Source organism: Streptococcus hillyeri (assembly GCF_003686955.1).
Lineage (GTDB): Bacteria > Bacillota > Bacilli > Lactobacillales > Streptococcaceae > Streptococcus > Streptococcus hillyeri.
Map to the genome: position 1 here is coordinate 1 of NZ_RCVM01000016.1, position 25838 is coordinate 25838.

The following is a 25838-nucleotide window of genomic DNA, read 5'->3' on the forward strand; positions in this document are numbered from 1 at the left end:
ATGAGTCTGCGTCGTAAGAAATATGCCCTAAGTCTGTCCTTTGACAAGTATTTAAAACAATTGCTTTAGGGCAAAAAACTTTCAACACTTGCAAAATGGAAATAGAAGATTTCATGCGTTTGTCGTGGAACCTGCGCATAGTTTGAGCCAGGGAGAACCTCTGTTGTTTTGCCAGAGAGATCATCTAAACTGTCATATTCCGTTCCGTTGGCTGAAACAATTGCATAGTTTGATTTTGAAATCGGATCAGAGAAAAGATACTTTTCAGCTCGCTGCTCATTGTAATTAAAATCATTTGCAGCAATCTGATAACGGTCAGCATCAATACCAGCTAGAATCGAATCAAAGGCTGTTGTCACAAATGTGACATCGTACTCCTTGGAATCTTTAAAGATTGCTTTGACAACATCAATGTCATAACCTTTAAAGTCATCATTCTCCTTATAAGTGAAGGGCGCTGTGTCAGAATCCGTAGCTACCGTTAAGGTCACTTTAGACTTTTCAGACGACTCTTTTGAAGTCTGAGCACATCCTGCGATAATACCTACCGTAATGCTAACTAGAGCAAGGGACCAAAATAATTTTTTCACAATACAACCTCTTTTCATCATCTCTTAACCACTCTAAAATCCTATCAAAATCAGTAATTCGGAGAATTCTGCTTCTCCTAAATCAGAATAACCTTGTCACCTTATCATGCCCTTCAAGCAAGGACACTTCAAAAATAATTCATTTAGACGGTATATTTACAATAACACAGAAAAGATAGCTTGCCTAATACCTCTTATCTATCACCGCTATAAAGAATTTATATCAGGTTACAAAAAAAGAGAGGATGAGACATTTTAGGTCCCACTCTCCCTTTCTTAAAATGTTTGTTTTTTTGCCTTACGTTCAGCACGTCCTTTAGCTCTAGCCTCTGCACGGCGTTCTTTCTTACGTTTTTCGTCAACTTTCCACTGAATTTTCTTCTTGTAACCTGGTTTTACTTTTTTCTTTTTCTTCTTCACTAGACCAATCATCTCAGTGTCAAGTTTTTTATAGACTTTTTCACGATTGGCACGACGGTCACGATCGTAAGTATCTTGGAATTCTCCATCTTTTAAAACTTTTGGGACAAAGGCAATGCCCAATTTCTCAAGTTCTTTAATATCAGAATCATCACTTGGCTGATAGAGTGTAATCGCTGTGCCTGATAGACCATTTCGACCTGTACGTCCAACACGGTGCACAAAGAATGATAAATCTTGAGGAATGGCATCATTGATAACATGGCTAACACCCTCAATATCAATACCACGTGCCGCTAAGTCAGTTGCTACAATATACTCATAATCCAAGTTTTTAACCTGATTCATGATACGCTTACGCTCACGAGGCGGCACACCTCCATGAATTTTAGCAACTTTCAAACCATTGGAGACCAGATAACTATGCAAGTCATCCGCACGTTCCTTAGTGTTAACGAAAATCATCGCCAAATATGGATTCAAAACTTTAGCAAATTCTAAAATCTGAGCATTCTTATCACGACCTTTTGTAGAGATCAACCAGTTATCAATTGTATCTGCAATAACTGTCGATGTTTTGATTTTCTCCATGACAGGATTCGTCAGATATTTTTTCAAAAACGGCTGAAGCTTCTGAGGAATAGTTGCAGAAAAGACTAAGATTTGCACTTGTTTAGGTAGCGCACTTGCAATCTTATCAACAGTATCCAAAAAGCCCATATCCATCGTCATGTCTGCTTCATCAACAACAAATGTATGCGCCTTATGAATCGCCAAATCACCTGACTTAACCAAATCATAAATGCGCCCTGGCGTACCGATAACAATATGCGGTTGTGCAACCTTCAACTTCTCAATCTGACGAAGCTTATCTGTCCCACCAACATAATTAACCACTCGAATCTCTGTCTCAGAATGATCCGCAATCTGCTTTGTCGCTTGATAAATCTGAGTAGCAAGCTCACGCGATGGTGCTGTGATAACCACCTGAACATCTTTTCCATTTTCATCAATTTTTTCAAAAATCGGTAACAAGAATGTATGTGTTTTACCTGATCCTGTTTTAGATTCTCCGACAAGGTCGCGACCAGAGCGTACCACCGGAATTAATTTCTGCTGTACCGGAGTGGGATTAATAAACTTAATCTCCTCCAAAGCATCTTGAATATAGTTTTTAAAATTAAAATCTTTAAATGACATGTGTAAGATATTGAAGCAATAGTCTCATTTCACTAAAACCCTAAACAGCATAACTTGATGTTAAAAAATCGCTCTAACCTCTCAGCAATGAACTTTCTAACACCTTCTCAATTGGTGCTGCCAGATTTCCTGTAAAAATTTTGCCCCTGTTCAGTTCTAAACAAAATCAACTGAACATCCCTTTCTCTATGATAGCTTTACTATTATACCAAAAAATACTCAAAAAAGCTCTGGTTAGTTTCTTCGTTCACGACATTCGGATGATGATTATTATTCTCATTTACTCAGTCAATCAAGTTCAAACAAAAAACCAGCTTTCGCTGGCTGAATTTTACAATCAGAGGTAAAGAAGCGCTAGCGTGATCAGACTAGCAATTGTTCCTACCGCCCATAGGAAAGCATCAACCTTCCATTCACTCCATTGCTCTGCTTTTCCAGAAAGCCCACCTAACTCCAAATGATGGTGGAAAGGTGTCATACGGAAAATGCGACGTCCTTCACCATATTTTTTCTTAGTGTATTTGAAGTAAGTGACCTGAAGCATCACGGAACTTGTCTCAAAAACATAGACAATTCCAATAAAGAGCAAGGTCCATTCTTGGTGAAGGGTAATTGAGAGTGTGGCAAGCATAGCTCCAAGAGCAAGTGACCCCACGTCACCCATGAACACTTTAGCTGGTTTTTTATTAAAGACAAAAAAGCCAAGTAAGGCACCAATCATGGTAACAATAACTAAGAAAATATCTAATTGCCCTTGTGCGTAAGCGATAACCGCATAAGCAAACAGGCTAATCACCACTGAAATGGAAGCTAGGCCATCAATACCATCTGTTAAGTTGACAGCGTTTGAAAAACCTACAATCCAAAATAGAACAAAGGCCAAATAGAAAACTCCTAAATGAAGTTGGTAGCCAAAAACATTTAAGCTATCATGACCACTTGAATGGACATGAAGAAAATAAAACAAGATACCACCGATGATTTGCGCCGCCATTTTCTGCTTTGAAGTCAGTCCTTCATTAATCTGTTTGAAAATTTTCAAGAAATCATCAAGAAATCCAATGGTACCATAAATGGCTAAAACAGCTAAAATACCTGCAACAGCTGTCCATGACATCGAATCAGCCTTTACCATACTAGCAATCATAAAAAAGACCGAACTGACTACAATCGCTACAACAAGAAATACAGTCCCCCCCATGGTCGGAGTCCCTGCTTTGGCAAGATGTTGTTTCACATCTTCGTGCATTTGTTGTCCACCAATTTTTTTGATTTGAAAAAATCGAATAAAATGTGGCATGGCTATGATGGTTACCCCAAAGGCTACCAGACCCGCTATAATACTTAATAACATCTTAATCTCCCAATGTAATCGTAATTTTATCTATCTTAGAAATGTCTTTTCCGGTGTCAATACTCTGCTTAACAACCGTTCTTCCTGAGCCTTTATAAGTGACATCTATCCCTTGCCATTCAGCAAAAATATCCATGTTTTTCTTGGTCCAACCATACATATCAGGTACCGTTTTTAGAGAATCTGTCAATAGAAGAACTTGGGCATTTGAAGCTAATTTCTGTCCTTTATCAACAGACGCTTTGGTTATCGTTTCACCATTTCCAACAATAACAGGTTGAACAATATTTCGTCTGAGAATATCAGCTGTATCTCCTGATGGTTTCCCAATAACATCAAGCATTTTATAAGCTGTTGTCTTTTCACTAATCGGTGTGATTGGCTGGGTTAATTCTTTTTCCATCAACAGAGCTTCTTCCAAGATAGGATTAAAAATATCACGGTATTCTAATCCTGTCCAAACTTTTGGTTGCTGAATAGTAACATACATCATAAAGGTCGGATCATCTGATGGAATCATTGCAATGACAGAGTTGATTGTGTCATTTGACCCTTGAAGATAGCCACCACCTTCTTCTGCTGAGGCTGCAATCTGAGCTGTACCTGATTTTACAGCAATACTCTCATTACCAACCTGGATAACTGGACTCCCCAGTGTTTTTGAGTAGAGTGTCCCCCATATTGGATCCGTACCAACCGTCACCATGTACTGACGCGTTTCAGTAGCAGCCTCCGATGAAATAGGATTCCCAATAATTTCTGGTCCAACCGTACGACTAGATTCCGTGTTCGGATCATAAATTTGCCCAATAAAATGAGGTTCTAGCATAACACCATTATTACTAATTGATGTGAAAGCGCGCAACATTTGAATTTGGGTCACATTAATCCCCTGACCAAATGCAGACTGAGCAATGGTTACAAGGTTATCTTCTGGAAGATTACCGACCTCTTCATCACTCATTCCAAAACGCGTACGCGTACCGAAACGGAATTTTGATAAGTAATTCATCCACTTATCTGTTCCAATCCCTTGTTGTAAATGCAGGATACCAACGTTACTTGAATAAGCAAAACCTTGAGACAACGTTAAATAGTTTCCACTAGATAAGCCCATATTGACATCCCAGTCCCTGATAACAGCGTCTGCAAGCTCATACTTATCACTATAGTAAGTTTGATTTGGGTTAAATGTTCCATTATCAATTGAAGAAGCCAATGTGAAAACCTTCATTGTAGAACCCGGCTCATAATTCCCTTGATAAAGCAAACTATTCCAGGTTCCTATTTTTTCCCCATCTAAGCCTTCAAGGGTATCTGCGTTGTAAGTCGGACGTTGGCTTGTCGCTAAAATCTCTCCTGTTTTAGCATTTACCAAAGTAGCACTAATGAATTTTGCAACCGTTTTTTCTGCCAAAAGATCCAACTGCGTCTCTAAGGCAACCTGCAAGGGTTGTGACAAGGTTGTATAGATATCCTTACCATTGATCGCTGCTTTCACTGGAGTTGAAGACCCTAACAGAACATTACCATTTTTATCTTTTTGATAACTAATAATTCCATCAGTTCCAGATAAAGCTTCATTAAGAGCATATTCCATTCCTGTTGTACCTGTGAATGATTTGCTTCCTGTTTTTTCGTCTTCCATCAACTGAGCTAGTCCTATAAAATGCGATGCAAAGGTCCCATTAGGATACATACGTCCTGGATTGGTATAAAAATCAATTCCTTTAATACCAGCTTTATCAACTGCTTCTGCTACAGCAGACATAGTACTGTAATTTAAATTATTCCCTTGTACGCCAAAGGCAGTCTGAGATAGATTATCTTGCTCTAATTGTTTGATAACATAATCTTTTTTCATGCCTAAATGCTCATGAAAGATATCTGCTACCTTTTTAAATTGAGACTTCTTGACATAAAGTTTATTCCCATAAACGTCAACATAAGAAGTATCCATTACCGCATAGACTGAGTAAGTTGTCGAGTCTTCTGCGATAACATTTCCATGACGGTCATAAATGGTGCCCCGCTTAGCCTGCTGCCTAACTTGTAATTGATAAACCTGCTCCGCCCCTTCTGACAAATCCGTTCCAAATTTACTATCAGTACCGATGATAACAGCAAAGTTAATCAGAAACACGAAAAAGACGAATATGCTCAAAATCATGAGATTCTGACCTACTCGTTTTCGATTGCTCGCAGGAGTTTTTCTATCTTTAACAACATAATTCAAAAAGAATTGTATTAACTTTTTCATAACTTACTCAACCTTTTGAATGTTTTCTGATCTGGGTACTAAACCAGCTTCTTCTGCTACTTTTATAATGCGCTCACGTTGTAACAATTCATTGACTTCTTGTTTGGCGTTATTATACTCCGTCTGTTTCAGATTCAACTCCCCATTCAACTCTGAAATCGTTTGTTGGAGCTGGAGATTACGACTTTGTATATAGATGAGACTAATCGCCATTACAATAGCTGTCAAAATAATTGTCCCATAAAACGCCTTCTCCAGTCTTGTAAATTGGCGAATACGTCTTTGAACAACCTGACTAAGCGCTTCTTGTCTCTTGTCTTCTGGCATAATATTGTCCTTAATTATGTATTTTTCGAGCAACTCGAAGTTTTGCGGAATGAGCGCGGTTATTAACTGCCAATTCCTCATCACTTGGTAAAATCGGCTTACGAGACACCAATTCAAACTTTGGTTTAAGGTCATCTGGAATAAATGGCAAGCCTTTCGGAACATCCACTGTAGACGCTTCTTTGAACAATTGTTTGGTCAAACGATCTTCCAAAGAATGGAACGTAATAACAGAGATATGCCCATCTACTGCAAGTAACTCCATCGCTTGTTGAATGGATTCATCTGCGGCACCAAGCTCATCATTAACTTCAATACGAATGGCTTGGAAAATTTGTTTTGCGGGATGTCCTTTTTTCTTAAGTTCCTTCGCTGGCTTAGCTGACTTAATGAGTTCAGCCAATTCAGTCGTTGTTTCAATCGGTTTAATTTCCCTAGCTTGCTCAATCTTACGAGCAATCTGTTTTGAAAATTTATCTTCACCGTATTTGAAAAAGATACGCACTAAATCTTGGTAAGGATAGCTATTAACCACCTCATAAGCCGTCAAACTAGCTTCTTGATTCATTCTCATATCAAGCGGAGCATCTTTTTTATAAGAAAAACCACGTTCACGCTCATCAAGCTGAGGACTAGAAACCCCTAAGTCATAAAGAATCCCATCTATAGAATAGACTCCATGCTGGGCTAGGTTCATTTTTAGATTTCTAAAATTATCCTTAATAAAGGTAACCATACCGCGATCGATATAGTCTTTTAACTTGATTTGAGCATTGTCAATAGCCTTTTGGTCTTGATCAAAGCAATAAAGATGCCCCTTATCACTTAATTTAGAAAGGAGACAAGAAGAATGTCCCGCTCCCCCAAGTGTCGCGTCAACATAAATACCATCCGATTTAACGTCAAGCATATCAACGGTTTCGTGTAAAAGTACGGTCACATGATGAAATTCTTTAGTCATAACTTTTATTATAGCATAAAGCAGAAGCATCTGTCTAAAATTTGAAAAGCACAAAAACCCGCAGACTCTGCGGGTTGGATTTAGGAGTAGCTTATTTAATACGTTTTTCAGTCTCAACGTCAAAAAAATGACCTTTAGCAACATTGAATGTCAAGTCTACTTTCTCGCCGGGATTGTGGAAGTCACGCGCATCAACACGTGAGGCAAATTCAGTTGATCCAACTTTAACGTAAAGCATGGTTTCACTTCCGAGAAGCTCTGATACCATCACTTCCGCTTTAACTGTCGCGTTTGGATAAGTATCTTGAACGATTGGGTTTCCAGAAATATCTTCTGGACGGATACCAAAGATAACTTTTTTACCTTTGTAGCCAGCTGCTTCAAGCTTCTTAGCTTGTCCTTCTGGAAGAGCAAGTTCGATACCATCTTCACTGCGAAGCACACCATTGTCAAACGTTACGGTAAAGAAGTTCATCGCTGGGCTTCCGATAAATCCTGCTACAAACTTGTTAGCTGGTTCGTTGTAAAGTTCTTGTGGTGTACCGATTTGTTCAACGCGACCAATGGTTCCTGAACCTTCTGGGTTTTTCGTTGAACTCATGATAACGATACGGTCAGCAAGCGTCATCGCTTCTGTTTGGTCGTGGGTAACATAGATGGTAGTTGCACCAATACGACGGTGAATTTTGGCAATTTCAGCACGCATTGAGACACGGAGTTTGGCATCCAAGTTTGACAATGGTTCGTCCATCAAGAACACTTTGGCATCGCGGACAATAGCACGTCCCATGGCAACACGTTGACGTTGACCACCAGAAAGATCCGCTGGTTTACGTGTCAAGAATTCAGTCAATCCAAGAATTTCAGCCGCTTCACGCACACGTTTATCAATATCATCTTTACTATATTTACGCAATTTAAGACCAAAAGCCATATTATCGTAAACAGTCATATGCGGATAAAGGGCATAGTTTTGGAAAACCATGGCAATGTCACGGTCTTTAGGTGCTTCGTCATTCATGAGTTTGTCATCAATGTAAAATTCACCTTCTGTGATATCTTCGAGACCTGCAATCATACGAAGGGTTGTTGATTTACCACAACCTGAAGGACCTACGAAAACGATGAATTCTTTGTCTTTAATATCAAGGTTGAAGTTTTCAACAGAGTAGTGAGTGCTTTTTGGGTATTTTTTGTAAATATTGTTAAGTTTAAGAGTTGTCATACATCTTACTTCCTTGTTTTTATTGTTGAAATAAGTATATCAAAAGCGCTTTCACACTGCTATGGACACCTTAACTAGATTTTTGGGCAAGTTGCACAAAAATAAAAACGTTTTCATGTAGGAGCTAAAAAAAGAGAGCCTACGCCCTCAATTTTCCAATAATAACCAATAGCACAGCGCTAAATCATCTAACTTTTTCAAATTCAGCCCTGACAGGCTTTGAAATTTATCCAGTTTATATTGGAGGCTGTTGCGGTGCAAAAAAAGTTTTTGCGCCGCTTGTACCTGATTGCCGTGGCTTTCCCACAGGGCTGCTACCATATCTGGAACCTCATTTTGCAGGGTCAAATAATAGTTAAGTGCTTCCTTGAACACTCCCACTTCTTGCCCATTGCTCAATGCCCAGAGCAACATTTTTGCAAAGCTCTGCATTTTTTCAGAAGAATGACCCGCTAGGTAGGCAGTAAAAAGAGTCGTTTCCGCCTGAAAAAGCTGTCTCAGATGCTCATCATCTATCCGCGCCCAGCTATTCCCGAGAAAAAGACTAAGCGATAGCCCAAAGTCGCTTTCAATGGTCACCAAAAGCTCCTTCAAAAGCTCAGTGATGTCACTTCCTTGTTCTTGAGTCAATAGCAGAGCTGTCCGATATGATCCAAGTGAAATGGTTGCCACACGTCCCAAAAGAAGTTGGTCCAACAATTCTAGCAACTCCTCCGTAAACGGTTGGGAATGCTCAAGATAGAGAAATTGGTAATTTGGATAAGAGGCTGGCAACTGAGAGCTTCTTCCCATTAAAAATTCTAACCAAGGATTGGTTAATACCGGCCTATCCTCAGCCGTTGTTGAGAATAAGGTGATTAAAAATCGCTCTCTATCAGTCAAATCTTCTTTAGGAATTTGTAACCATTCTTTTTCCAATGGAAGATTTTGAATTCCAGTATCGTCTGACTTTTGCTGACTTTTCTGGGCATTAGGAAAATAATCTTGCCAGTTCATCCAAGCTCACTTTCTAAATTTGTCATGCTTCATTTGTTATTCTCTAATCTGTCCTTGACCATTGATATAGAATTTTGTAGATGTCAAAGCCTCTAACCCCATTGGTCCACGCGCATGCATTTTTTGCGTTGAAATACCGATTTCAGCGCCAAGGCCAAAGACAAAGCCATCGGTAAAACGAGTTGAGGCATTGACATAAACCGCTGCCGCATCCACTTGGTCTTGGAATTTCTCGGCTGCCACAAGGTCACGAGTCACGATGGCTTCTGAGTGCGATGACGTATAGGTATTAACCCAAGCAATCGCTTCTTCCAAGTTCGAAACCACCTTGACAGACATGATATAGTCTAAAAACTCTGTGGCATAGTCTTCTTCTGTTACTGGAACGGCTGTTTTTAAGAGGGCGTATGCCTTCTCATCCGCACGAAATTCAATTGGCTGTACCTGATTAGCCGCCTCTTCCAACATTGGCAAAAACTGCTCTGCTATTTTTTCATGGACCACTAAAGATTCTGCCGCGTTACACACACTTGGACGCTGGATTTTGGCATTAAGGACAATCTTCGTCGCCATTTCTAAATCAGCAAACTCATCCACGTAAATGTGACAATTCCCAACGCCAGTCTCAATCACTGGCACTTTTGATTTTTCTTTAACCGTTTGAATCAATTTGGCACCACCACGTGGAATCAACAGGTCAACATAATCAACTGCCTGCATCAAGTTTTCTGCAACAGCGTGCGAAGTATCTTCAACCAACTGAACCACATCAGGATTGACACCGCCATCTGCTAGCGCCTGACGAATGACCGATACTAGGGCTTTATTTGAGTTAATAGCATCACGTCCACCACGTAAGATAATAGCATTGTTGGTCTTGAAGGCGAGCGAGAAAGCATCTACAGAGACATTGGGACGACTTTCGAAAATCATGGCAATCACCCCTAAAGGCACTCGTTTCTGAACAATCTTTAAACCATCCAAATTCGTATAGCCACGTACCACCTGACCAATCGGGTCTTCCAAATCGGCTACCTGACGAACCCCTTCTGCAATTCCTTCAATTCGTTCAGGTGTCAAACGAAGGCGATCTGTCATAATCTCGGAAATCCCATTTTCTTTAGCTTGTGCCAAATCCTTAGCATTTTCCGTCAAAAGTAGCGCTGTTTCACTGACTAAACGCTTGGTTACCAAGGTTAGGAGAGCATTTTTTTCACTGGTGGAAAGGCTGAGCAAGTCACGCGCTGCCTTTTTAGCTTGTTTTCCTAAAGTTTCAATATAGGTCATACTCTTTCCTCACTTCTGACTAAACAATGTTCCTAGGTGTTCGCCATCTAGAACACGCAAAATATCACGCGGATTGGCACCATTCATCAATACCATCTGCCCATCATTTTCAAAGACAATTTGTGCTGATTGGATTTTAGAAAGCATACCGCCTGTTCCAAACTTAGAACCGGCGCCACCAGCAGAAGCTAAAATCTCTTCTGTGATTTCAGGAACATGGTTACGCAACTTAGCATCGTCATAAATCGTCGGATTTTTATCGAACAACCCATCAATATCTGACAGCATAATCAATAAGTCTGCCTTCGTGATGCTAGCCACAATAGCTGATAAACGGTCATTGTCTCCAAACTTAGTCTGATGGTCCATTTCATCAATGCTGACCGCATCGTTTTCATTGACAATAGGGACTATTCCCATGCTAAATAGACTTTCAAAAGCATTGGTAACATTGGCTAAACTCTCAGGAAATTCTACCACATCACGTGTCAATAAAATTTGAGACACATTGGTCTGGTAGTGGGCAAAAATCTGAGAATAAAGGCTCATCATCGCCACCTGCCCCACACTAGATACTGCTTGTTGCTCTGCCATTTCGCTAGGACGCTTAGCAAGTCCTAAAACATCTAAGCCAAATCCCATCGCACCAGATGAAACGAGAACAACTTCCATTCCCTTATTCATCAAACTAGCAATAACAAAAGCCAACTGATCAATTTTTTCAAGGTTAATCTTTCCTGTTGGTAAGACTAAAGAACTTGTTCCAATCTTAATAACAAGTCTTTTTACGGTTTTAAAATCTCTTTTCATAGTCAACATTATACACTAAAAACCGTGCCAACGCACGGTTTTCTGTCATATTAGTCATTAACGTTTTCTTGACTTTGTTCCAAAACATTACCTGAATCAGCATCAATAGAATAGCTGTATTCTGTAGTATCTTTGACAAACTCAATATCATAGCTATGTGGCATGTCATCAAAATCTTGCTCAACTGTCAAATTGATAACTTCCTCTTGCTTTAGGCCGGCTGCTTCAAGAGCTCTTTTCACAGCATCTTCTTGAGAAATAGCAGGGCTATAGGCACCAGCTTGTCCAGTCGTTTGTGTGCTTGTTTCTGAAGCACTTTGTGAAGTCTGTTGAGTGGTACTCTGCTGTACAGCTACCTCATCTTTATCATCATCAAAATCACAAGCAACTAAAGTCAAAGTAGTTAAAGCTGCTAAACCAAATAAACTCAATTTTTTCAAAGTCATATTAATACTCCAATCTTAGATTAAAGTCATCTTATCATATCAAAACTTTCAAAGTCAAAAAATCTGTTCATGACTAATCTTCGTTTAAGTTTTCGTTAAGAAAAGGATAGAATTAGATATATGCTTTATTTTTGAATTAAATATTGACTTTATAATGCATTAGTTTTATAATTTATTCAAGTAATTACTTTATTTAAAACTTTAATTATTACTTGAGGTGTTTTTATGAAAAAGATTTTTGCCAACAAAACTTATTTAGCGGTTATTGCCTCTGATCTTCTGTCAAATTTTGGAGATACTCTTTATTACATGGCTCTGATGAACTATGTCTTATTTCTTCCAAATCCTAATTTTGCTTTATCTATTATTACCTTATCAGAAACCCTTCCTACCTTTAGTCGTCTCATAACAGGTTTTTGGTCTGATAAAACCAAAGATAAATTAAAGGCTATTCAATTAACATTAGTTTTTCGTATTACTATTTACACGATTCTAGGCTTTATCATGACCTTTGAACCAGCTTTATGGATTGTCATCGTGGCGGCTATCTTTAATTTTTTCTCTGATGTCGCGGGACAATATGAGAATGGTCTTTACATCCCTATTAGTTTAAGAATTATTCCTAACGAAGCCAGAGCAGAATACATGGGATTTAGCCAAAGTTTAGGATTAACAACCAATCTCTTATTTCAATCTGCTGGTGCCTTATTTATTACGATGATGAGTTTTTCCCAGTTAGCCTTTGTCAATGCTGCGACATTTGCAGTATCTCTTCTCATGTACACAATCATTAAACCTCGTATTGCTCAGCTTTTTGTCCAAAAACCTCTAGAAACCTCTGAAAACAAAAGGTCTGGTAATATTTTCAAAGATATGTGGCAAAGCTTGAAGCTAACTCTGTCAGAAATGGCTGCTATTCCTGACTTAAAAGCCTGTATGATTATTGTCCCTGTCCTAAATGGGCTAGGTGCTGTTCTAATCACATTGTTGACCCTTATTATGAGTCATAATAAAGAGTTTATAATCTTTAATGCAGCTACAACCTTAGCAATTTTTCAAACCACTAATATTATCGGCATGATTCTAGGGGGAATTTTAAGTATGAATCTCCTAAAAAATCTTTCTATTTCTCACACCCTACAAGTGGCTTCCGCGCTGTTTTCTGCTCTTATTTTTGCTTATTATCTTCAGAATATCTGGCTCATTCTCATTTTCCTTATTCCTATAGGAATCATTTCGGGTGCTATCAATCCTAAACTAAACACCCTAATTTACACTAGAATCTCTGAGAATAAAATTGCTACTGTGTCTGCTGGCATTTATACCTGGTTTACTACGGGGATTGTAATCACACGATTACTGATGTCAGGACTGATGTTATTTCTTTCGGTAAAATGGCTGACGCTTCTTCTTTTCTTGCTCAGTCTAGGACTTTTAGGTTATACTATTAATGACTTTATCAGAAAGAAAGTAATATAATGGATATTTTTATCAGTAAACATCAAAGTAAAATCATGGATTTTCTTTGGCTACCAAGCATCAGCTACTTCGATCCTAGTCAAATTGATCTAACATTTGAAGAACGTCAAACTTTTCAAGAGGTGTTTAATGATTTTGAAACCATCAAAAAAATATTAGAGCCCTATACACCACGTCTTCACAAATTTTACCGCGGAGCAAACCATGGCCATATTATAGATAGTATTTACCGCTATCTATTAGAAGAAGGCCACGACCCTAAAACAATGGAAGAACTTTATCCACTTGTTTTAGCGGTTTCAGAAGAAAAAATCCGCTCCCTTTTACTAAATCTTATCGCACCTGAAGGCCAAGTCATCGAAACCGAGGAAGATCTTCTTAACCTCTTAGAGGATGACATGATAAAAGAGAGTACCAAATGGCGCGTCTTTTGGTCATATCATCACCCTAAAGAAACCGTCGAAGGCATGGTTGACCTCTACAAAGAGCTTATCCCTCTCTATCAACCGTTTTATGAAAAATACGAAAAAGAGGTGCTAGAGACAATCAATCAGCTTGACATTATGGAACTTTTTAGCGACTCTATTTTTGATATCAAAAAATACCTCTCAAAAAGTCAAAAATCTGCCCTAAAAGTTTTTGTCACTTCACCACTACATCTCAGTCACATCATTACTACAGATGAGTTAGACTTAGAAAAACCTATCTACGTCTATACTTACGCCAGAGCAGAAATCATTCTCAAAGGACGACAACAACACAATCTCAGCAAAGACACTTTGGATTTGGCCATCAAGTCTCTAGCTGATCCCGTTCGTTATGATATTTTAAATATCGTCTCTCACTCAACAATGAAAAATAAAGAAATAGCTGCACAGCTAGGCATCACTCCCGCTAACGTATCTTTCCACATCCAAAAACTGCTCAATGCTGGATTGCTCAGCTTTGCTATTGATAAAGACGAAGCCCGCTATAGGCTCAATAAAGCTTTCATGGCGCAATGTCTTGAGAAAATCAAGTCTGATTTTGACTTATAACAAGCGTTTTCAAAAATTTTAAAAATGCCCTTGAAATTTTTCTAAAAAGTGGTATCATAATGGTACAGAAATATTGCTGTGGCATACGAATTCACATCAATGTGTTGACCGACTATTTTTTGTATTTTTAGGGAAACAAAAGTCTTCCTCCAGTATGTAGGCCGTTTCACGCGGAAACAACTAAGGAGGAGCGAGTTGCCCACCTGCTTTATTGCGCGGGTTCAATACAAAACGTGAATCACCGGTGCCAATACAGCTTTCTTGCCTCCTTAGCTCAGTTGGTAGAGCAGTAGACTCTTAATCTATGGGTCACAGGTTCGAGCCCTGTAGGGGGTATATGATTCAACAGTCTAAAGCCTTGATTTATAAGGCTTTTTTCTTTGTCTAGTGGTATTTTGTTCTAGATTTGTTCTTGTAGGGGGTAAATAAAGTAAAAAACCCACTATAGTGTAAGGCTTTTTTTCGTATTCTAAGGGAGATATTAACATGAAAATCATTGAATACCAAGACTCTTATCGAGACGACCTTATCTTTATGATACTAGAAGCCAAAGATGCTCTAGGAAGAATTCCAAGTATCAACCCTGATTTATTATCCATTAAAACCTCTTACCAAGATAAGAGCGATCACTTCTGGTTGGGAATTGATGAGAAAAATAGGGTCATCGGATCCATCGCTTATTCATCTCTTCCAAATTCCTCAGAAGTTTTTCTACACCGCCTATTTGTTAAACCTCGTTTGAAAAATCAAGGTTTAGGGAGTCAATTACTTCGCTTCGCAGAAAAACACTTAATTGCAGAAGGTAAAACAGCTATTCATGTCCACCTTGGACAACCTAAAGAAGACTGGAGAGCCTCTTATTCCTTTTACCCCAAGCATGGCTATATTTTTTACGATGATACTCATCTGATTAAAATCTTATAATATGACACACAAAAAACTCCTAGAATCTTGTTACTTAAAACGAGTAGTCTAGGAGTTTTTATGCTAAACAGTAAGTCTTTTACTATATTATACTTAATTTATTTCAGAAATCTGAAATTGTGAACTTTACACTATAGAAATTTAACCAGATTTATAATTTATATTGAAACTAAAATCCTGTTCAGAAACAATATTCACAAGTTAAAAATTTTAGCGCCAGCTTAAAATGCGACCACAAAATCGCTCAAAACAGACAGTTGCCACCGTGGTAAAAAGACGATTGACTATATTCTGTCAATCGTCGAGGGTATTTTCAAGACCTTAGGCTTGAAAATAAGCAATGGAACTCCGTTAGGAGGTCGCTTGCGTCCCTACCACATAAGGCTAACTGTCCAAAAAATTATGAATACAAGTTATCAAATTTTGATTTTATATGAGTATTAGTTCAAATGCAATTTGGGTTTCAAATATTGTCCTGTATAGCTTTCATTGACTTGTGCGACTTCTTCTGGTGTTCCTGTGGCAACGATTGTTCCACCTCCGACACCGCCTTCTGGACCAAGGTCAATGATATGGTCTGCCGTCTTAATCACATCAAGGTTATGTTCAATGACAAGAACGGTATTTCCCTCATCAACAAAACGTTCCAATACCTTAATGAGACGAGCAATGTCATCCGTATGAAGTCCTGTCGTTGGTTCATCCAAAATGTAGAAGGATTTCCCTGTTGAACGCTTGTGGAGCTCACTAGCCAATTTCATGCGCTGCGCTTCTCCTCCTGAAAGAGTAGTAGCTGGTTGTCCCAAAGTAACGTAACCTAGTCCAACATCCTTAATGGTTTGAACCTTACGAGCAATTTTAGGAATGGCCGCAAAGAATTCTACCGCATCATCAACAGTCATATCAAGGATTTCCGCAATATTTTTATCTTTGTAACGTACTTCTAAGGTTTCTGAATTGTAACGTGTGCCATGGCAAACCTCACAAGGGACGTAAACATCAGGCAAAAAGTGCATCTCTATCTTGATAATTCCGTCACCTGAACAAGCTTCACAGCGTCCGCCTTTGACATTGAAAGAAAAACGCCCTTTTTTATAACCACGAATTTTGGCTTCATTAGTTTGAGCAAAAAGGTCACGAATATCATCAAAGACACCCGTATAAGTCGCAGGATTTGAACGTGGTGTCCGTCCGATTGGGCTTTGGTCAATATCAATCAAGCGCTCGATATGCTCAATTCCTTCAACAGACTTATATTTACCAGGTTTTTCAGAATTACGATTGATTTTCTGAGCAATCACTTTTTTCAAAATACCGTTGACTAGGGTTGATTTTCCTGAACCAGAAACACCCGTAACAGCGACGAATTTACCAAGTGGGAACTTGACATCAACATTTTTTAAGTTGTTCTCAGAAGCACCTTTGAGCTGAATAAATCGTCCATTTCCAGAACGGCGTTCTAACGGTACTGGAATTTCTTTAGCTCCAGATAGGTACTGACCTGTGATGGATTTTTTATTTTTAGCCACTTGTTCTGGCGTACCAGAAGCAATGACTTCACCACCAAATTGACCTGCTCCTGGCCCAATATCAATCAACCAGTCAGCCTGCATCATCGTGTCTTCGTCATGCTCAACAACAATCAAGGTATTGCCTAAATCACGCATTTTTTTGAGGCTTGAAATGAGGCGGTCATTATCTCTTTGATGAAGTCCAATAGATGGTTCATCTAAGACATAAAGAACGCCACTAAGATTTGACCCAATCTGTGTTGCCAAGCGAATCCGTTGACTCTCACCACCAGATAAGGTACCTGCTGTACGAGATAGGGTCAAATAATTCAACCCAACATTATTGAGGAAGGTCAAACGATCTGTCACTTCTTTTAAGATAGGCGCTGCGATTTGCTTGTCGTTACCAGCTAATTCTAATTGTTTAACCAGTGCCAAATGATCTTCAATAGACAAATCTGAAATTTCAGCGATGTTCAAGCCAGTCTCTCCCCCAACACGGACTGAAAGCGCCGCTTCATTGAGGCGATAGCCGTGGCAAGTCTGACACTTAAGCTCATTCATGTAGGCACGCATGACATTACGTGTATAATCACTATTGGTCTCGTGGTAGCGACGATTGATATTTGGGACAACTCCCTCAAAAACAATATCAATATCTCTGACACCACCAAAGTCATTTTCATAATGGAAATGAAACTCACGTTCACCTGAACCGTAAAGGACAAGATTCCTATCACCCTCTGATAACTTTTCCCATGGCGTATCAATGTCCACACCAAATTGAGTCATGGCCTGCTCTAGCATTGCTGGATAGTAATTCGATGAAATAGGATTCCATGGTTCAATAACACCTTCGCGAAGCGTTTTTTCAGGATAAGGTATCACCAAATCAAGGTCAACTTCTAGCTTCATCCCAAGACCATCACAGGTAGGACAAGAACCAAAAGGCGCATTAAATGAAAAGAGGCGAGGCTCAAGCTCTGGCACTGTAAATCCACAGACTGGACAAGAATAGTGCTCAGAATAAAGTAACTCATTACCATCCATCGTGTCAATGATAAGATAACCATCTGCGAGACGAAGGGCTGCTTCCACAGAGTCAAAGAGACGTGAGCGAATGCCGTCCTTGTTGACCAAGCGGTCCACCACAACCTCGATATTATGCATTTGACTCTTGGACAGTTCAGGAACTTCCGTCACATCGTAAATCTCACCATCAACACGGACACGAACATAACCATCCTTTTGAATTTTCTCAAAAATGGTCTTATGTTGCCCTTTTTTGCGTCTCACAATCGGCGCTAAAATCTGCATACGCGTACGCTCTGGTAGCTCCAACACTTCATCCACAATTTGCTCCACAGATGATGCCGCAATTGCCCCGTGCCCATTCACACAGTAAGGAACTCCCACACGCGCATAAAGCAAACGAAGATAATCATTGATTTCGGTCGCTGTTCCTACCGTCGAGCGAGGATTTTTACTGGTTGTTTTTTGGTCAATGGAAATAGCAGGGCTAAGACCATCAATCGAATCCACATCCGGTTTTTCCATATTTCCCAAAAACTGACGGGCATAGGCTGATAAACTCTCAACATAACGACGTTGCCCCTCAGCATAAATCGTATCAAAAGCCAGCGATGATTTCCCTGAACCTGACAAACCAGTCACGACAACCAATTTATCACGCGGAATTTCAACATCAATATTTTTCAAATTATGGGCTCTCGCCCCATGGATTACTAATTTATCTTGCATATAAAAAACCAACCTGACCAACCGACATCTTTCCACCACAAATAAACATCATGTGTGGAAAATCGTAAAAGGTCATTTAATCATTTTCCTTTCATTTATTGAGCATAGTACTCAATATGACAACACTCATTATAACAAAAATCCCAAAAGAGTTCCCACAAAAGACTCGTTTTGTAGTATAATGAAATGTATGCCTATAAGGCAAATTTTATCCGAAGGAGGGGCTTGATGAAACAAATATTTTTATCAACTGCTAAAGAATTCAACGAAATTGAAACGTTCGAGCCAGGGGCTTGGATTAATTTGGTAAACCCTTCCCAGGAGGACTCTGTTCGTATAGCAGAGCAATTTAATATTGATATTACCGACTTGCGGGCACCGCTTGATGCGGAAGAAAGTTCTCGTATCTCCGTGGAAGATAATTATACCCTCATTATCGTCGACGTTCCCATGCAAGAAGAACGCAACAGCAAAAGTTACTATGTGACCATTCCTCTTGGTATTATCGTCGCACAAAATGCTGTCATCACGACTTGCTTAGAAGATGTCCCACTATTTGATTATTTTAAAAATGGTCGTGTTAGAAATTTCTACACCTTCATGAAAACCCGTTTTGTTTTTCAGCTTCTCTATCGAAATGCAGAGCTTTTCCTAACAGCCCTTCGTTCCATCGACAGACAGTCTGATAAAATCGAAGCAGAACTTGAAAAAGCTACTAAAAACGAAGAACTGATCGATATGATGGAGTTGGAGAAGTCTATCATTTACCTAAAGGCTTCTCTGAAAATCAACGAACGTATTGTCAAAAAATTGACTGGAAATGCCTCAAGTTTAAAAAAATACGCTGAGGATGAAGACCTACTGGAAGATACTCTGATTGAAACCCAACAGGCGATTGAGATGGCTAGCATTTATGAAAATGTCTTAAATGTCATGACTGAAACTTCTGCTTCTATTATTGGTAACAATCAGAACACTATCATGAAAACCTTGGCGTTAATGACTATGGCCTTAGATATTCCAACGGTTATCTTCTCAGCTTACGGTATGAACTTTAAGGATAATACCATGCCTTTTAACGGCTTACCTAATGCGTTTTGGTTAATCGTTATGATAGCTGCCTTAGGGTCATCGTGTGTTGTTATTTACTTCTTTAGAAAAAAATGGTTCTAAGAAGAGTTTTAAGGATAATCATTTATTTAGAAAGAAAAAAAAATGGAACTTCAAAATTTAACAAAAAAAAATCAAGAATTTGTCAAAATCGCTACCCATCAATTAATCCAAGACGGGAAATCTGACGCAGAGATTAAAAGTATTTTAGAAGAGGTCTTACCTCAAATTGAAGAAAATCAGAAAAAAGGTATTCCTGCACGTACCTTCTTAGGAGCTCCAACCGTTTGGGCTGGTTCATTCACCCCAAAAGCTGGGCAAACAAGTGCAGCAAAGGTTGAAAAAAATACCAATCCATGGCTCATGTGGTTAGACACAACACTTCTATTCCTCGGAGCATTTTCATTACTAAATGCCATCATACAATCTTTCAATAAAGAAGCGACTAGCTACGGCATTTTAACCCTCCTTATCCTCACAATGACTGGTGGCGCTGCAATGTACGCCATCTACTACTTTGTTTACCGCCATATCAACAACGGCAATCGTCCTCATTGGGCGAAAAGCATGGGAATCCTCTTTGCTGTCACATCACTATGGTTAATCATTTTTACAGTAGCAAGCGTCTTTATTCCAGCAAGCATCAACCCTGTACTCCCAGCACTAGCACTTGCTATCATCGGGGCCCTTGCCTTTGGTGCTCGTTATTTCCTCCAAAAGAAATACAATGTCGCTAATGCACTTAGTGTTGAAAGATAATCATTATAATATAAACAAAAATCCTCTGAAAACACCATTTCAAAGGATTTTTTATTGTTTTATGATTCAAAAAGTCTATAGACCTATCCGTTCGCAGATAGCAGCGGCCTATCCCCCTCTGAAAGCTTGATTTCAAAGGGCTTTTAGATTCCGCAAAAAAAGAGCACACAACTGACTTCGCTTAGGGCTGCTGGATTCCTCCCCTGACCCGCTTCACGCACAGCTGTTGCTCCATAAATAATTATAGCATATTTCTAGATTTTTGCAAGCAAGGAAAATGTTCCTAAAATATACAAGTAGCCTATTTTTCAAATATACTTATATTTTATTTTCTAGATTAAATCTTCTTAAACAGACACTTGTGTCAGGCAAGTGTCTCAATGTTTAGGCTTTATAAGCTTTTCATTTCGTTTGTAATCCTTCCATCAGGTTGTGATGATGTGATACGATACGCCAATGATGTTAAGTCTGCTTCTAAGGTAGCCGTGTAGTGATTATATTCCCATGTTATCTTAATAGTTGAATCTTGATGACTCACTGAAACCGTTGCTTCACTTGAAAATGCTGGATTTGTTTGACGGAAATGTAATAGCTTCAATTGTTCTTGAACAGCTTCATTTTTTAATTGTGCTTCAATTTGTTCTAATGATAAGTTGGTACGATTGATTTCTTTATGACCACCCTCACCTGCTTGTAAAACAGCTTCATGATCATTTTTACCTAGAAATAGATCTAAATACCAGATTTGTGGTTTTCCTGGCATGAATAATTGCAAGGCACGCGCTAGCAACATTTTCGCATCATTTTCACCTAATGCACTATAATAGGTTGCATTCACTTGATAATACATATTTTTCTTACCATGTAAATTTTTAACGTAGCCACCACGTCCAACAATCACGTTAATCAATTCTTCAATACGTGAATCTGACAAAATTCCCTTCAAATCAAGCAAGGGAATCCCGTCATGGCACCCTAACATATTCACAACACGCATGTTCTTTTCAATGATGTCATTAGCCCACTTCGCTAAATGCGTCGCTTCACCACTCTCCAACGCATCAATAATCAAGCCCGGTAAAAAGAAGTCATAGGTCATAAATTCTTTATCTGAAATCACTTCATGCGTTTTTTCACTGTAACTGGTATGGATTTCAGGCAGAACGGTTAATCCATGCTTAGCTGCCATCTGTTTAATCTTTTCAAGCAAATCCCATGTATCAGGCTCATTCATGAAATTTTTTGATCCCGGTGCTTTTGGCGCATAGGCAAAGGCATCTAGACGAATAATTTTCGCACCATAGCTCGCTAATTTAGACAAGGTATCTTCATAAAACTCCCAAACTAAGGGTGAATTTAAGTTTAAATCCATTTGCCCCATATAGGTACGGTTTGCTTGTAAATAATCAATAATGGTATCTTTTACAGATTCAAATCCAGTAAAATCAATGTCTTCGATTTTTCCACCAGATGTTAATGTATCATTAACACGTTGACTCAACACATCTGCTGCCCAATATTTTAAACTGGTCCATTTAATCAGGTCATTGGCTTCAAGCTTCGGATAGCGAATCTCGTTGTAAAAGGTATTCCAGTATGGATAATCTTTCCCATCTGGAAAACGTACCATTAAAATAGGCAATCCTGGTTTTCTAAAGAACATTTTTTCCAAATATTGATCATCTGGTTGAATATAACCTTGTGGGGTTAACGTCCCATAACCTTCCCAAAACTTGTTCCAGTTAATGAAGAAATCTTTATATTTTGAATCTTCACCCTTGTTAATAATATCTTGAAATTGTTCAGATAATACGGAAAGATGGTTTAACACAAAATCTAATTTCAGGTCCAAACCTAATGATTTCAGCGCTTCTAAATCTTCAGCTGTAGCTGTTAAATCATTCAAACGATAATCTAATATTGAAAAACCACGGTCCAAATCGCTATTAAACACACTTGGCAAAATATAAAAAGATGAAAAAGTATCTTGCAAGTCTGATTGTTTTAACAGTTTAACCAATGACGACAGATTGCCACCAATACTGTCTGGATAAGCATTTAACATTGGACCAAGATTAAATTCAGTTGTCATTACTCCGCCTCCAAAACATCTTGATAGTCAATAAATTCACACTGATTTGACACGATAATTTTTGATTTTGCTGCTTGTTTAATTAATTTTTCTTGCTCAATTTCCAAAACGCGTGCCACAAACGGACTATCAGCTTTGCCATCTCGGTTACGTGCCAAACGATTTTGTAACGTTTCAGTCGGTGTACTATTTAAAAAGATTGGAATATCCACACCTTCTAAGGCTTCATTATTTCCATGTGTCCATTCAATGATTAACACATTGATCTCACTAAAGTCTAATTCATCAAAATATAAAGAGGTTTCTGTACGACCCATGCGTTTCAACCAAATCTTACCTTGTCCAGCTTTAAATTGCGCAATAACATGTGATAATTGTGCAAAATTGATCTCATTTTCTGTCCCTAAGTAACCTGTTAATCCTTTAATCCCACCTTTAATATAAGATGACATCCATGGATATTGTTCAACCACTGACCAATCTGCTTCGATTTCTTTATCTTGGAAGGTGCGCAATTGCTGAGCATTCTCTTCGTTATACACACCATCCGCTAGCATTTGTAAAATGCCTTCTTCACGGAAAATTTTCAAACGCTCTGCATCATTATAAACAGGAATACGCTTAGGATAATTATCTCCTGAGAGTGTATAACTGCCTATTCCTACTTTCTCTAAAAAATAAGTAAACAAGGCTGCAACACCTGTCTTGCCGACGCCAGATCCACCGCTAACCGCTACAACGACTTTAGCTGACTTTGTTTCTTTCACATGCTGAATAATTTCACTCACCAAACGCGGAAAAATTAATGCTGCCTTTTCAATATGTTGTGGCACAATTGCAATCTGATCTCCTGGCATATCACCTAGCTTAATATCTCCCTCAATCGCTGGCACTTGCCAGTTTGGTAAAACACCTTCTAAACGTTCCATGAATTGCTTAGTTTCCATAAAAATCCCACCTTTTACCATTTTCATATTGTTTATTACATCTAAAGTATATCAACTATTCAATAATATCGCAATGTATTTCAAATATTATACGAAAAATTCTGATACTGTAAATTATCTTATCAGTTCAATCGCCTTTGCTACCGACATTTCACCTCAAAATATAGCGTATTGTGATCACTAGCTTACTGGTCAACCTTTCCAAAAGTAATCAGATATTTAAGAAATTCACATGATTTATTTCTAACAAATCATTCCCTATCTAATCTTATACCGATGTCTGTCGGCGAAGTGGCTCTAAAAGCCATTTAAAAAAAATAAGGTAAAAATGAGGTAAATTTTTCAAAAAAGTGCACAAAAAAAGCACCCATGAGGTAAACTCTTGAGTGCCTTGAAACGTTGATATATCGCTGATATTAACGTTTTGAGAATTGTGAAGCTTTACGAGCTTTCTTAAGACCTGGTTTTTTACGTTCAACCATACGTGCGTCACGTGTAAGAAGACCAGCGCGTTTCAATGAGTCGCGGAAGTCTGGGTCTACTTGAAGCAATGCGCGAGCGATACCGTGACGGATAGCTCCTGATTGACCTGCGTAACCACCTCCTACAACGTTAACGAAAACGTCGTATGAACCTTCAGTTGAAGTAACTGCGAATGGTTGGTTGATAACAAGACGTAAGTCTGCGTGTGGGATGTACTCTTCTACATCTTTTTTGTTTACAGTGATTTTACCAGTACCTGGAACCAAACGAACGCGTGCAACAGCGTTTTTACGACGGCCAGTACCTGCATATTGTGCTTGTGCCATTATTTAGATGCTCCTTTCCTCTTAGATAAGTCCTGAGATATCAAGTACTTCTGGTTGTTGTGCTGCGTGAGTGTGCTCACCGCCAACGAAGACTTTCAATTTCATACCTTGTGCACGTCCAAGAGTGTTGTGTGGAAGCATGCCTTTAACTGATTTTTCAATCAAGCGAACAGCGTTTTTAGAACGCAATTCACCAGCTGTGATTGATTTCAAACCACCTGGGTGAAGTGAGTGAGTGTAGTAAACTTTATCAGTTGCTTTTTTACCAGTTAATTTAACTTTTTCAGCGTTAATAACGATTACGAAGTCACCTGTATCAGTGTGTGGTGTGAAAGTTGGTTTGTTTTTTCCGCGAAGTACGCTAGCAACTACTGCAGAAAGACGTCCAAGTGGCACATCAGTAGCGTCTACTACGTACCATTTACGTTCAACTTGGCCTGGTTTAGCCATAAAAGTTGTTTTGTTCATGATTTCTCCTATATATAGTTCGATTATTTGTTTACAAGTGCGGTGGGTGTTCCGTCCCACCAAAGGTATTTGGAAGGTTCCGGGGCCTTTCAAATGGGGTAAACAATACCGTCTAATATCTTACCAAAAAATGAGACTCAAAGCAAGTACTTTGAGCCTATTTTTAACATTATGCATCAAAAATATTTCCGACTTCCACAGTGACCTTGTTATTTTTAACATCAATTTCTGAAACACTGAGAAGTGATTTATATGCAAAGCTTTCGCGAGTTTCTTGCGTGTTGTCTGCAAAGACTGCAACACCAACAAGGGTTGAGTCAAATTCATTCAAGAGACTTGTCATCCCTGTAATAGTTCCTCCGCCTTTGAGGAAGTCATCGACGATGAGGACGCGGCTGTTTGGTTTCAAGCTGCGCTTAGATAGGAACATTTTTTCAATACGGTCACTTGATCCTGACACATAGTTGACAGAGACTGTAGACCCTTCTGTGATTTTAAGGTCACGACGAACAATGACAAAAGGAACATTCAAGACGTTTGCAACAGCATTTGCCAAAGGAACCCCTTTGGTCGCAACAGTCATAACGGCATCAATCTTCTCTCCACAAAAGGCATTTGCAATGATACGACCGACATTTTGCAAGATAGAAGGTGTGCTTAGAAGGTCTGTTAGATAGATATAGCCACCTGGAAGAATACGGTCACTTTCAGAGAGGCTGCTGCAAAGCTCCTCAACAATAGCACGCGCTTCTGCTTCTGCGATACCGGGTGTGAAGATAACTCCACCACTAGCTCCTGTCACCGTATCAATGTGTCCAATTCCTGCCTCTTCAAAAGCTTTTTTGATAATCGAAATATCCTCAGAAATAGATGATTTTGCAGCTTCGTATTTTTCTGCAAAGGTATTTAAACTGGTTAGAATATAAGGGTTATTGATAAGGTAGTTAGAAATCACTACCATACGCTCACTTCTACGTAATTTCATAATGGTTACTCTTCTCTCATTTAATAATATAATAAAAATATTATACCATAAACCGTATAAAAAGCGAACATTTTAATGTT

General features: G+C 38.8%; 21 protein-coding genes, 1 tRNA gene, 2 other RNA genes and 1 pseudogene. 7 read left to right on the plus strand and 18 right to left on the minus strand.

Annotated features, from left to right (window positions below; all coding sequences use genetic code 11):
* Window positions 1-128 precede the first annotated feature (128 nt).
* The 11 genes and pseudogenes from EAF07_RS07680 to EAF07_RS07730 all read right to left on the minus strand — a co-directional run.
* Window positions 129-608: pseudogene (locus EAF07_RS07680) on the minus strand (transporter substrate-binding domain-containing protein); the annotation flags it as partial.
* Window positions 609-866: 258 nt separating this feature from the next.
* On the minus strand, window positions 867-2210 hold the full coding sequence (locus EAF07_RS07685; protein ID WP_121836000.1) for a DEAD/DEAH box helicase: 1344 nt from the start codon (window positions 2208-2210) through the stop codon (window positions 867-869).
* A gap of 337 nt (window positions 2211-2547) precedes the next feature.
* Window positions 2548-3564, minus strand: coding sequence for a phospho-N-acetylmuramoyl-pentapeptide-transferase (gene mraY, locus EAF07_RS07690; RefSeq protein ID WP_121836001.1), 1017 nt, complete (start codon window positions 3562-3564; stop codon window positions 2548-2550).
* Between the two features lies 1 nt (window position 3565).
* Window positions 3566-5824: a penicillin-binding protein PBP2X gene (gene pbp2x, locus EAF07_RS07695; protein ID WP_121836002.1), complete on the minus strand. Its 2259-nt coding sequence runs from the start codon at window positions 5822-5824 to the stop codon at window positions 3566-3568.
* 3 nt (window positions 5825-5827) lie between these two features.
* The gene (gene ftsL / locus EAF07_RS07700; protein ID WP_121836003.1) at window positions 5828-6151 is read right to left on the minus strand and encodes a cell division protein FtsL; all 324 of its coding nucleotides are present in this window, start codon (window positions 6149-6151) and stop codon (window positions 5828-5830) included.
* 10 nt (window positions 6152-6161) lie between these two features.
* Complete coding sequence (gene rsmH, locus EAF07_RS07705) at window positions 6162-7112, minus strand: 16S rRNA (cytosine(1402)-N(4))-methyltransferase RsmH (protein WP_121836004.1); 951 nt, start codon at window positions 7110-7112, stop codon at window positions 6162-6164.
* A gap of 91 nt (window positions 7113-7203) precedes the next feature.
* Window positions 7204-8337 (minus strand): ABC transporter ATP-binding protein, encoded by a 1134-nt coding sequence (locus EAF07_RS07710; protein ID WP_121836005.1) that lies wholly within the window; start codon window positions 8335-8337, stop codon window positions 7204-7206.
* A gap of 147 nt (window positions 8338-8484) precedes the next feature.
* Entirely contained in the window at window positions 8485-9333 is an 849-nt protein-coding gene (locus EAF07_RS07715; protein WP_121836006.1) for a helix-turn-helix domain-containing protein, read from the minus strand.
* A gap of 36 nt (window positions 9334-9369) precedes the next feature.
* Window positions 9370-10620 carry a glutamate-5-semialdehyde dehydrogenase gene (locus tag EAF07_RS07720; RefSeq protein ID WP_121836007.1) on the minus strand — a complete coding sequence of 417 codons (1251 nt, stop codon included), beginning with the start codon at window positions 10618-10620 and terminating at the stop codon, window positions 9370-9372.
* 9 nt (window positions 10621-10629) lie between these two features.
* The gene (proB, locus tag EAF07_RS07725; RefSeq protein WP_121836008.1) at window positions 10630-11439 is read right to left on the minus strand and encodes a glutamate 5-kinase; all 810 of its coding nucleotides are present in this window, start codon (window positions 11437-11439) and stop codon (window positions 10630-10632) included.
* A gap of 41 nt (window positions 11440-11480) precedes the next feature.
* Window positions 11481-11876, minus strand: coding sequence for a PepSY domain-containing protein (locus EAF07_RS07730; RefSeq protein WP_121836009.1), 396 nt, complete (start codon window positions 11874-11876; stop codon window positions 11481-11483).
* Window positions 11877-12101: 225 nt separating this feature from the next.
* Here EAF07_RS07730 and EAF07_RS07735 point away from each other — a divergent pair, with 225 nt between their 5' ends.
* From EAF07_RS07735 to EAF07_RS07755, 5 genes are all read left to right on the plus strand, one after another.
* Window positions 12102-13355 carry an MFS transporter gene (locus EAF07_RS07735; RefSeq protein ID WP_121836010.1) on the plus strand — a complete coding sequence of 418 codons (1254 nt, stop codon included), beginning with the start codon at window positions 12102-12104 and terminating at the stop codon, window positions 13353-13355.
* Window positions 13355-14392, plus strand: a complete 1038-nt coding sequence (locus tag EAF07_RS07740) for an ArsR/SmtB family transcription factor (RefSeq protein ID WP_121836011.1) — start codon at window positions 13355-13357, stop codon at window positions 14390-14392. The genes EAF07_RS07735 and EAF07_RS07740 overlap by 1 nt, the downstream gene beginning before the upstream one ends.
* 70 nt (window positions 14393-14462) lie before the next feature.
* A non-coding RNA gene (gene ssrS, locus EAF07_RS07745) (6S RNA) lies at window positions 14463-14655 on the plus strand.
* Window positions 14656-14728: transfer RNA gene (locus tag EAF07_RS07750), tRNA-Lys, on the plus strand.
* Between the two features lie 150 nt (window positions 14729-14878).
* A complete protein-coding gene (locus EAF07_RS07755) occupies window positions 14879-15316 on the plus strand; it encodes a GNAT family N-acetyltransferase (RefSeq protein WP_121836012.1) in 438 nt (145 codons plus the stop codon).
* 440 nt (window positions 15317-15756) lie between these two features.
* Here the strand turns inward: EAF07_RS07755 and uvrA are convergent, their stop codons facing one another.
* Window positions 15757-18588 (minus strand): excinuclease ABC subunit UvrA, encoded by a 2832-nt coding sequence (uvrA, locus tag EAF07_RS07760; protein ID WP_121836013.1) that lies wholly within the window; start codon window positions 18586-18588, stop codon window positions 15757-15759.
* A 228-nt stretch (window positions 18589-18816) separates the two neighbouring features.
* On the opposite strand from uvrA, the gene EAF07_RS07765 reads away from it, so the two are divergent.
* Both EAF07_RS07765 and EAF07_RS07770 read left to right on the plus strand, forming a co-directional pair.
* Window positions 18817-19761, plus strand: coding sequence for a magnesium transporter CorA family protein (locus EAF07_RS07765; protein ID WP_121836014.1), 945 nt, complete (start codon window positions 18817-18819; stop codon window positions 19759-19761).
* 42 nt (window positions 19762-19803) lie between these two features.
* Entirely contained in the window at window positions 19804-20457 is a 654-nt protein-coding gene (locus EAF07_RS07770; RefSeq protein ID WP_121836015.1) for a DUF1129 domain-containing protein, read from the plus strand.
* A 152-nt stretch (window positions 20458-20609) separates the two neighbouring features.
* Here EAF07_RS07770 and ffs read toward each other — a convergent pair.
* The 6 genes from ffs to purR all read right to left on the minus strand — a co-directional run bounded on the left by ffs (window position 20610) and on the right by purR (window position 25758).
* An RNA gene (gene ffs / locus EAF07_RS07775) (signal recognition particle sRNA small type) lies at window positions 20610-20695 on the minus strand.
* A gap of 153 nt (window positions 20696-20848) precedes the next feature.
* Window positions 20849-22549 carry an alpha-amylase family protein gene (locus EAF07_RS07780; protein WP_121836016.1) on the minus strand — a complete coding sequence of 567 codons (1701 nt, stop codon included), beginning with the start codon at window positions 22547-22549 and terminating at the stop codon, window positions 20849-20851.
* Entirely contained in the window at window positions 22549-23496 is a 948-nt protein-coding gene (locus EAF07_RS07785) for a hypothetical protein (RefSeq protein WP_220702232.1), read from the minus strand. Before EAF07_RS07785 ends, EAF07_RS07780 begins: the two co-directional genes overlap by 1 nt.
* 416 nt (window positions 23497-23912) lie before the next feature.
* Window positions 23913-24305: a 30S ribosomal protein S9 gene (gene rpsI / locus EAF07_RS07790; RefSeq protein ID WP_012516324.1), complete on the minus strand. Its 393-nt coding sequence runs from the start codon at window positions 24303-24305 to the stop codon at window positions 23913-23915.
* Between the two features lie 21 nt (window positions 24306-24326).
* The gene (rplM, locus tag EAF07_RS07795) at window positions 24327-24773 is read right to left on the minus strand and encodes a 50S ribosomal protein L13 (protein WP_024381069.1); all 447 of its coding nucleotides are present in this window, start codon (window positions 24771-24773) and stop codon (window positions 24327-24329) included.
* Window positions 24774-24942: 169 nt separating this feature from the next.
* A complete protein-coding gene (purR, locus tag EAF07_RS07800; protein WP_121836017.1) occupies window positions 24943-25758 on the minus strand; it encodes a pur operon repressor in 816 nt (271 codons plus the stop codon).
* Window positions 25759-25838 lie beyond the last annotated feature (80 nt).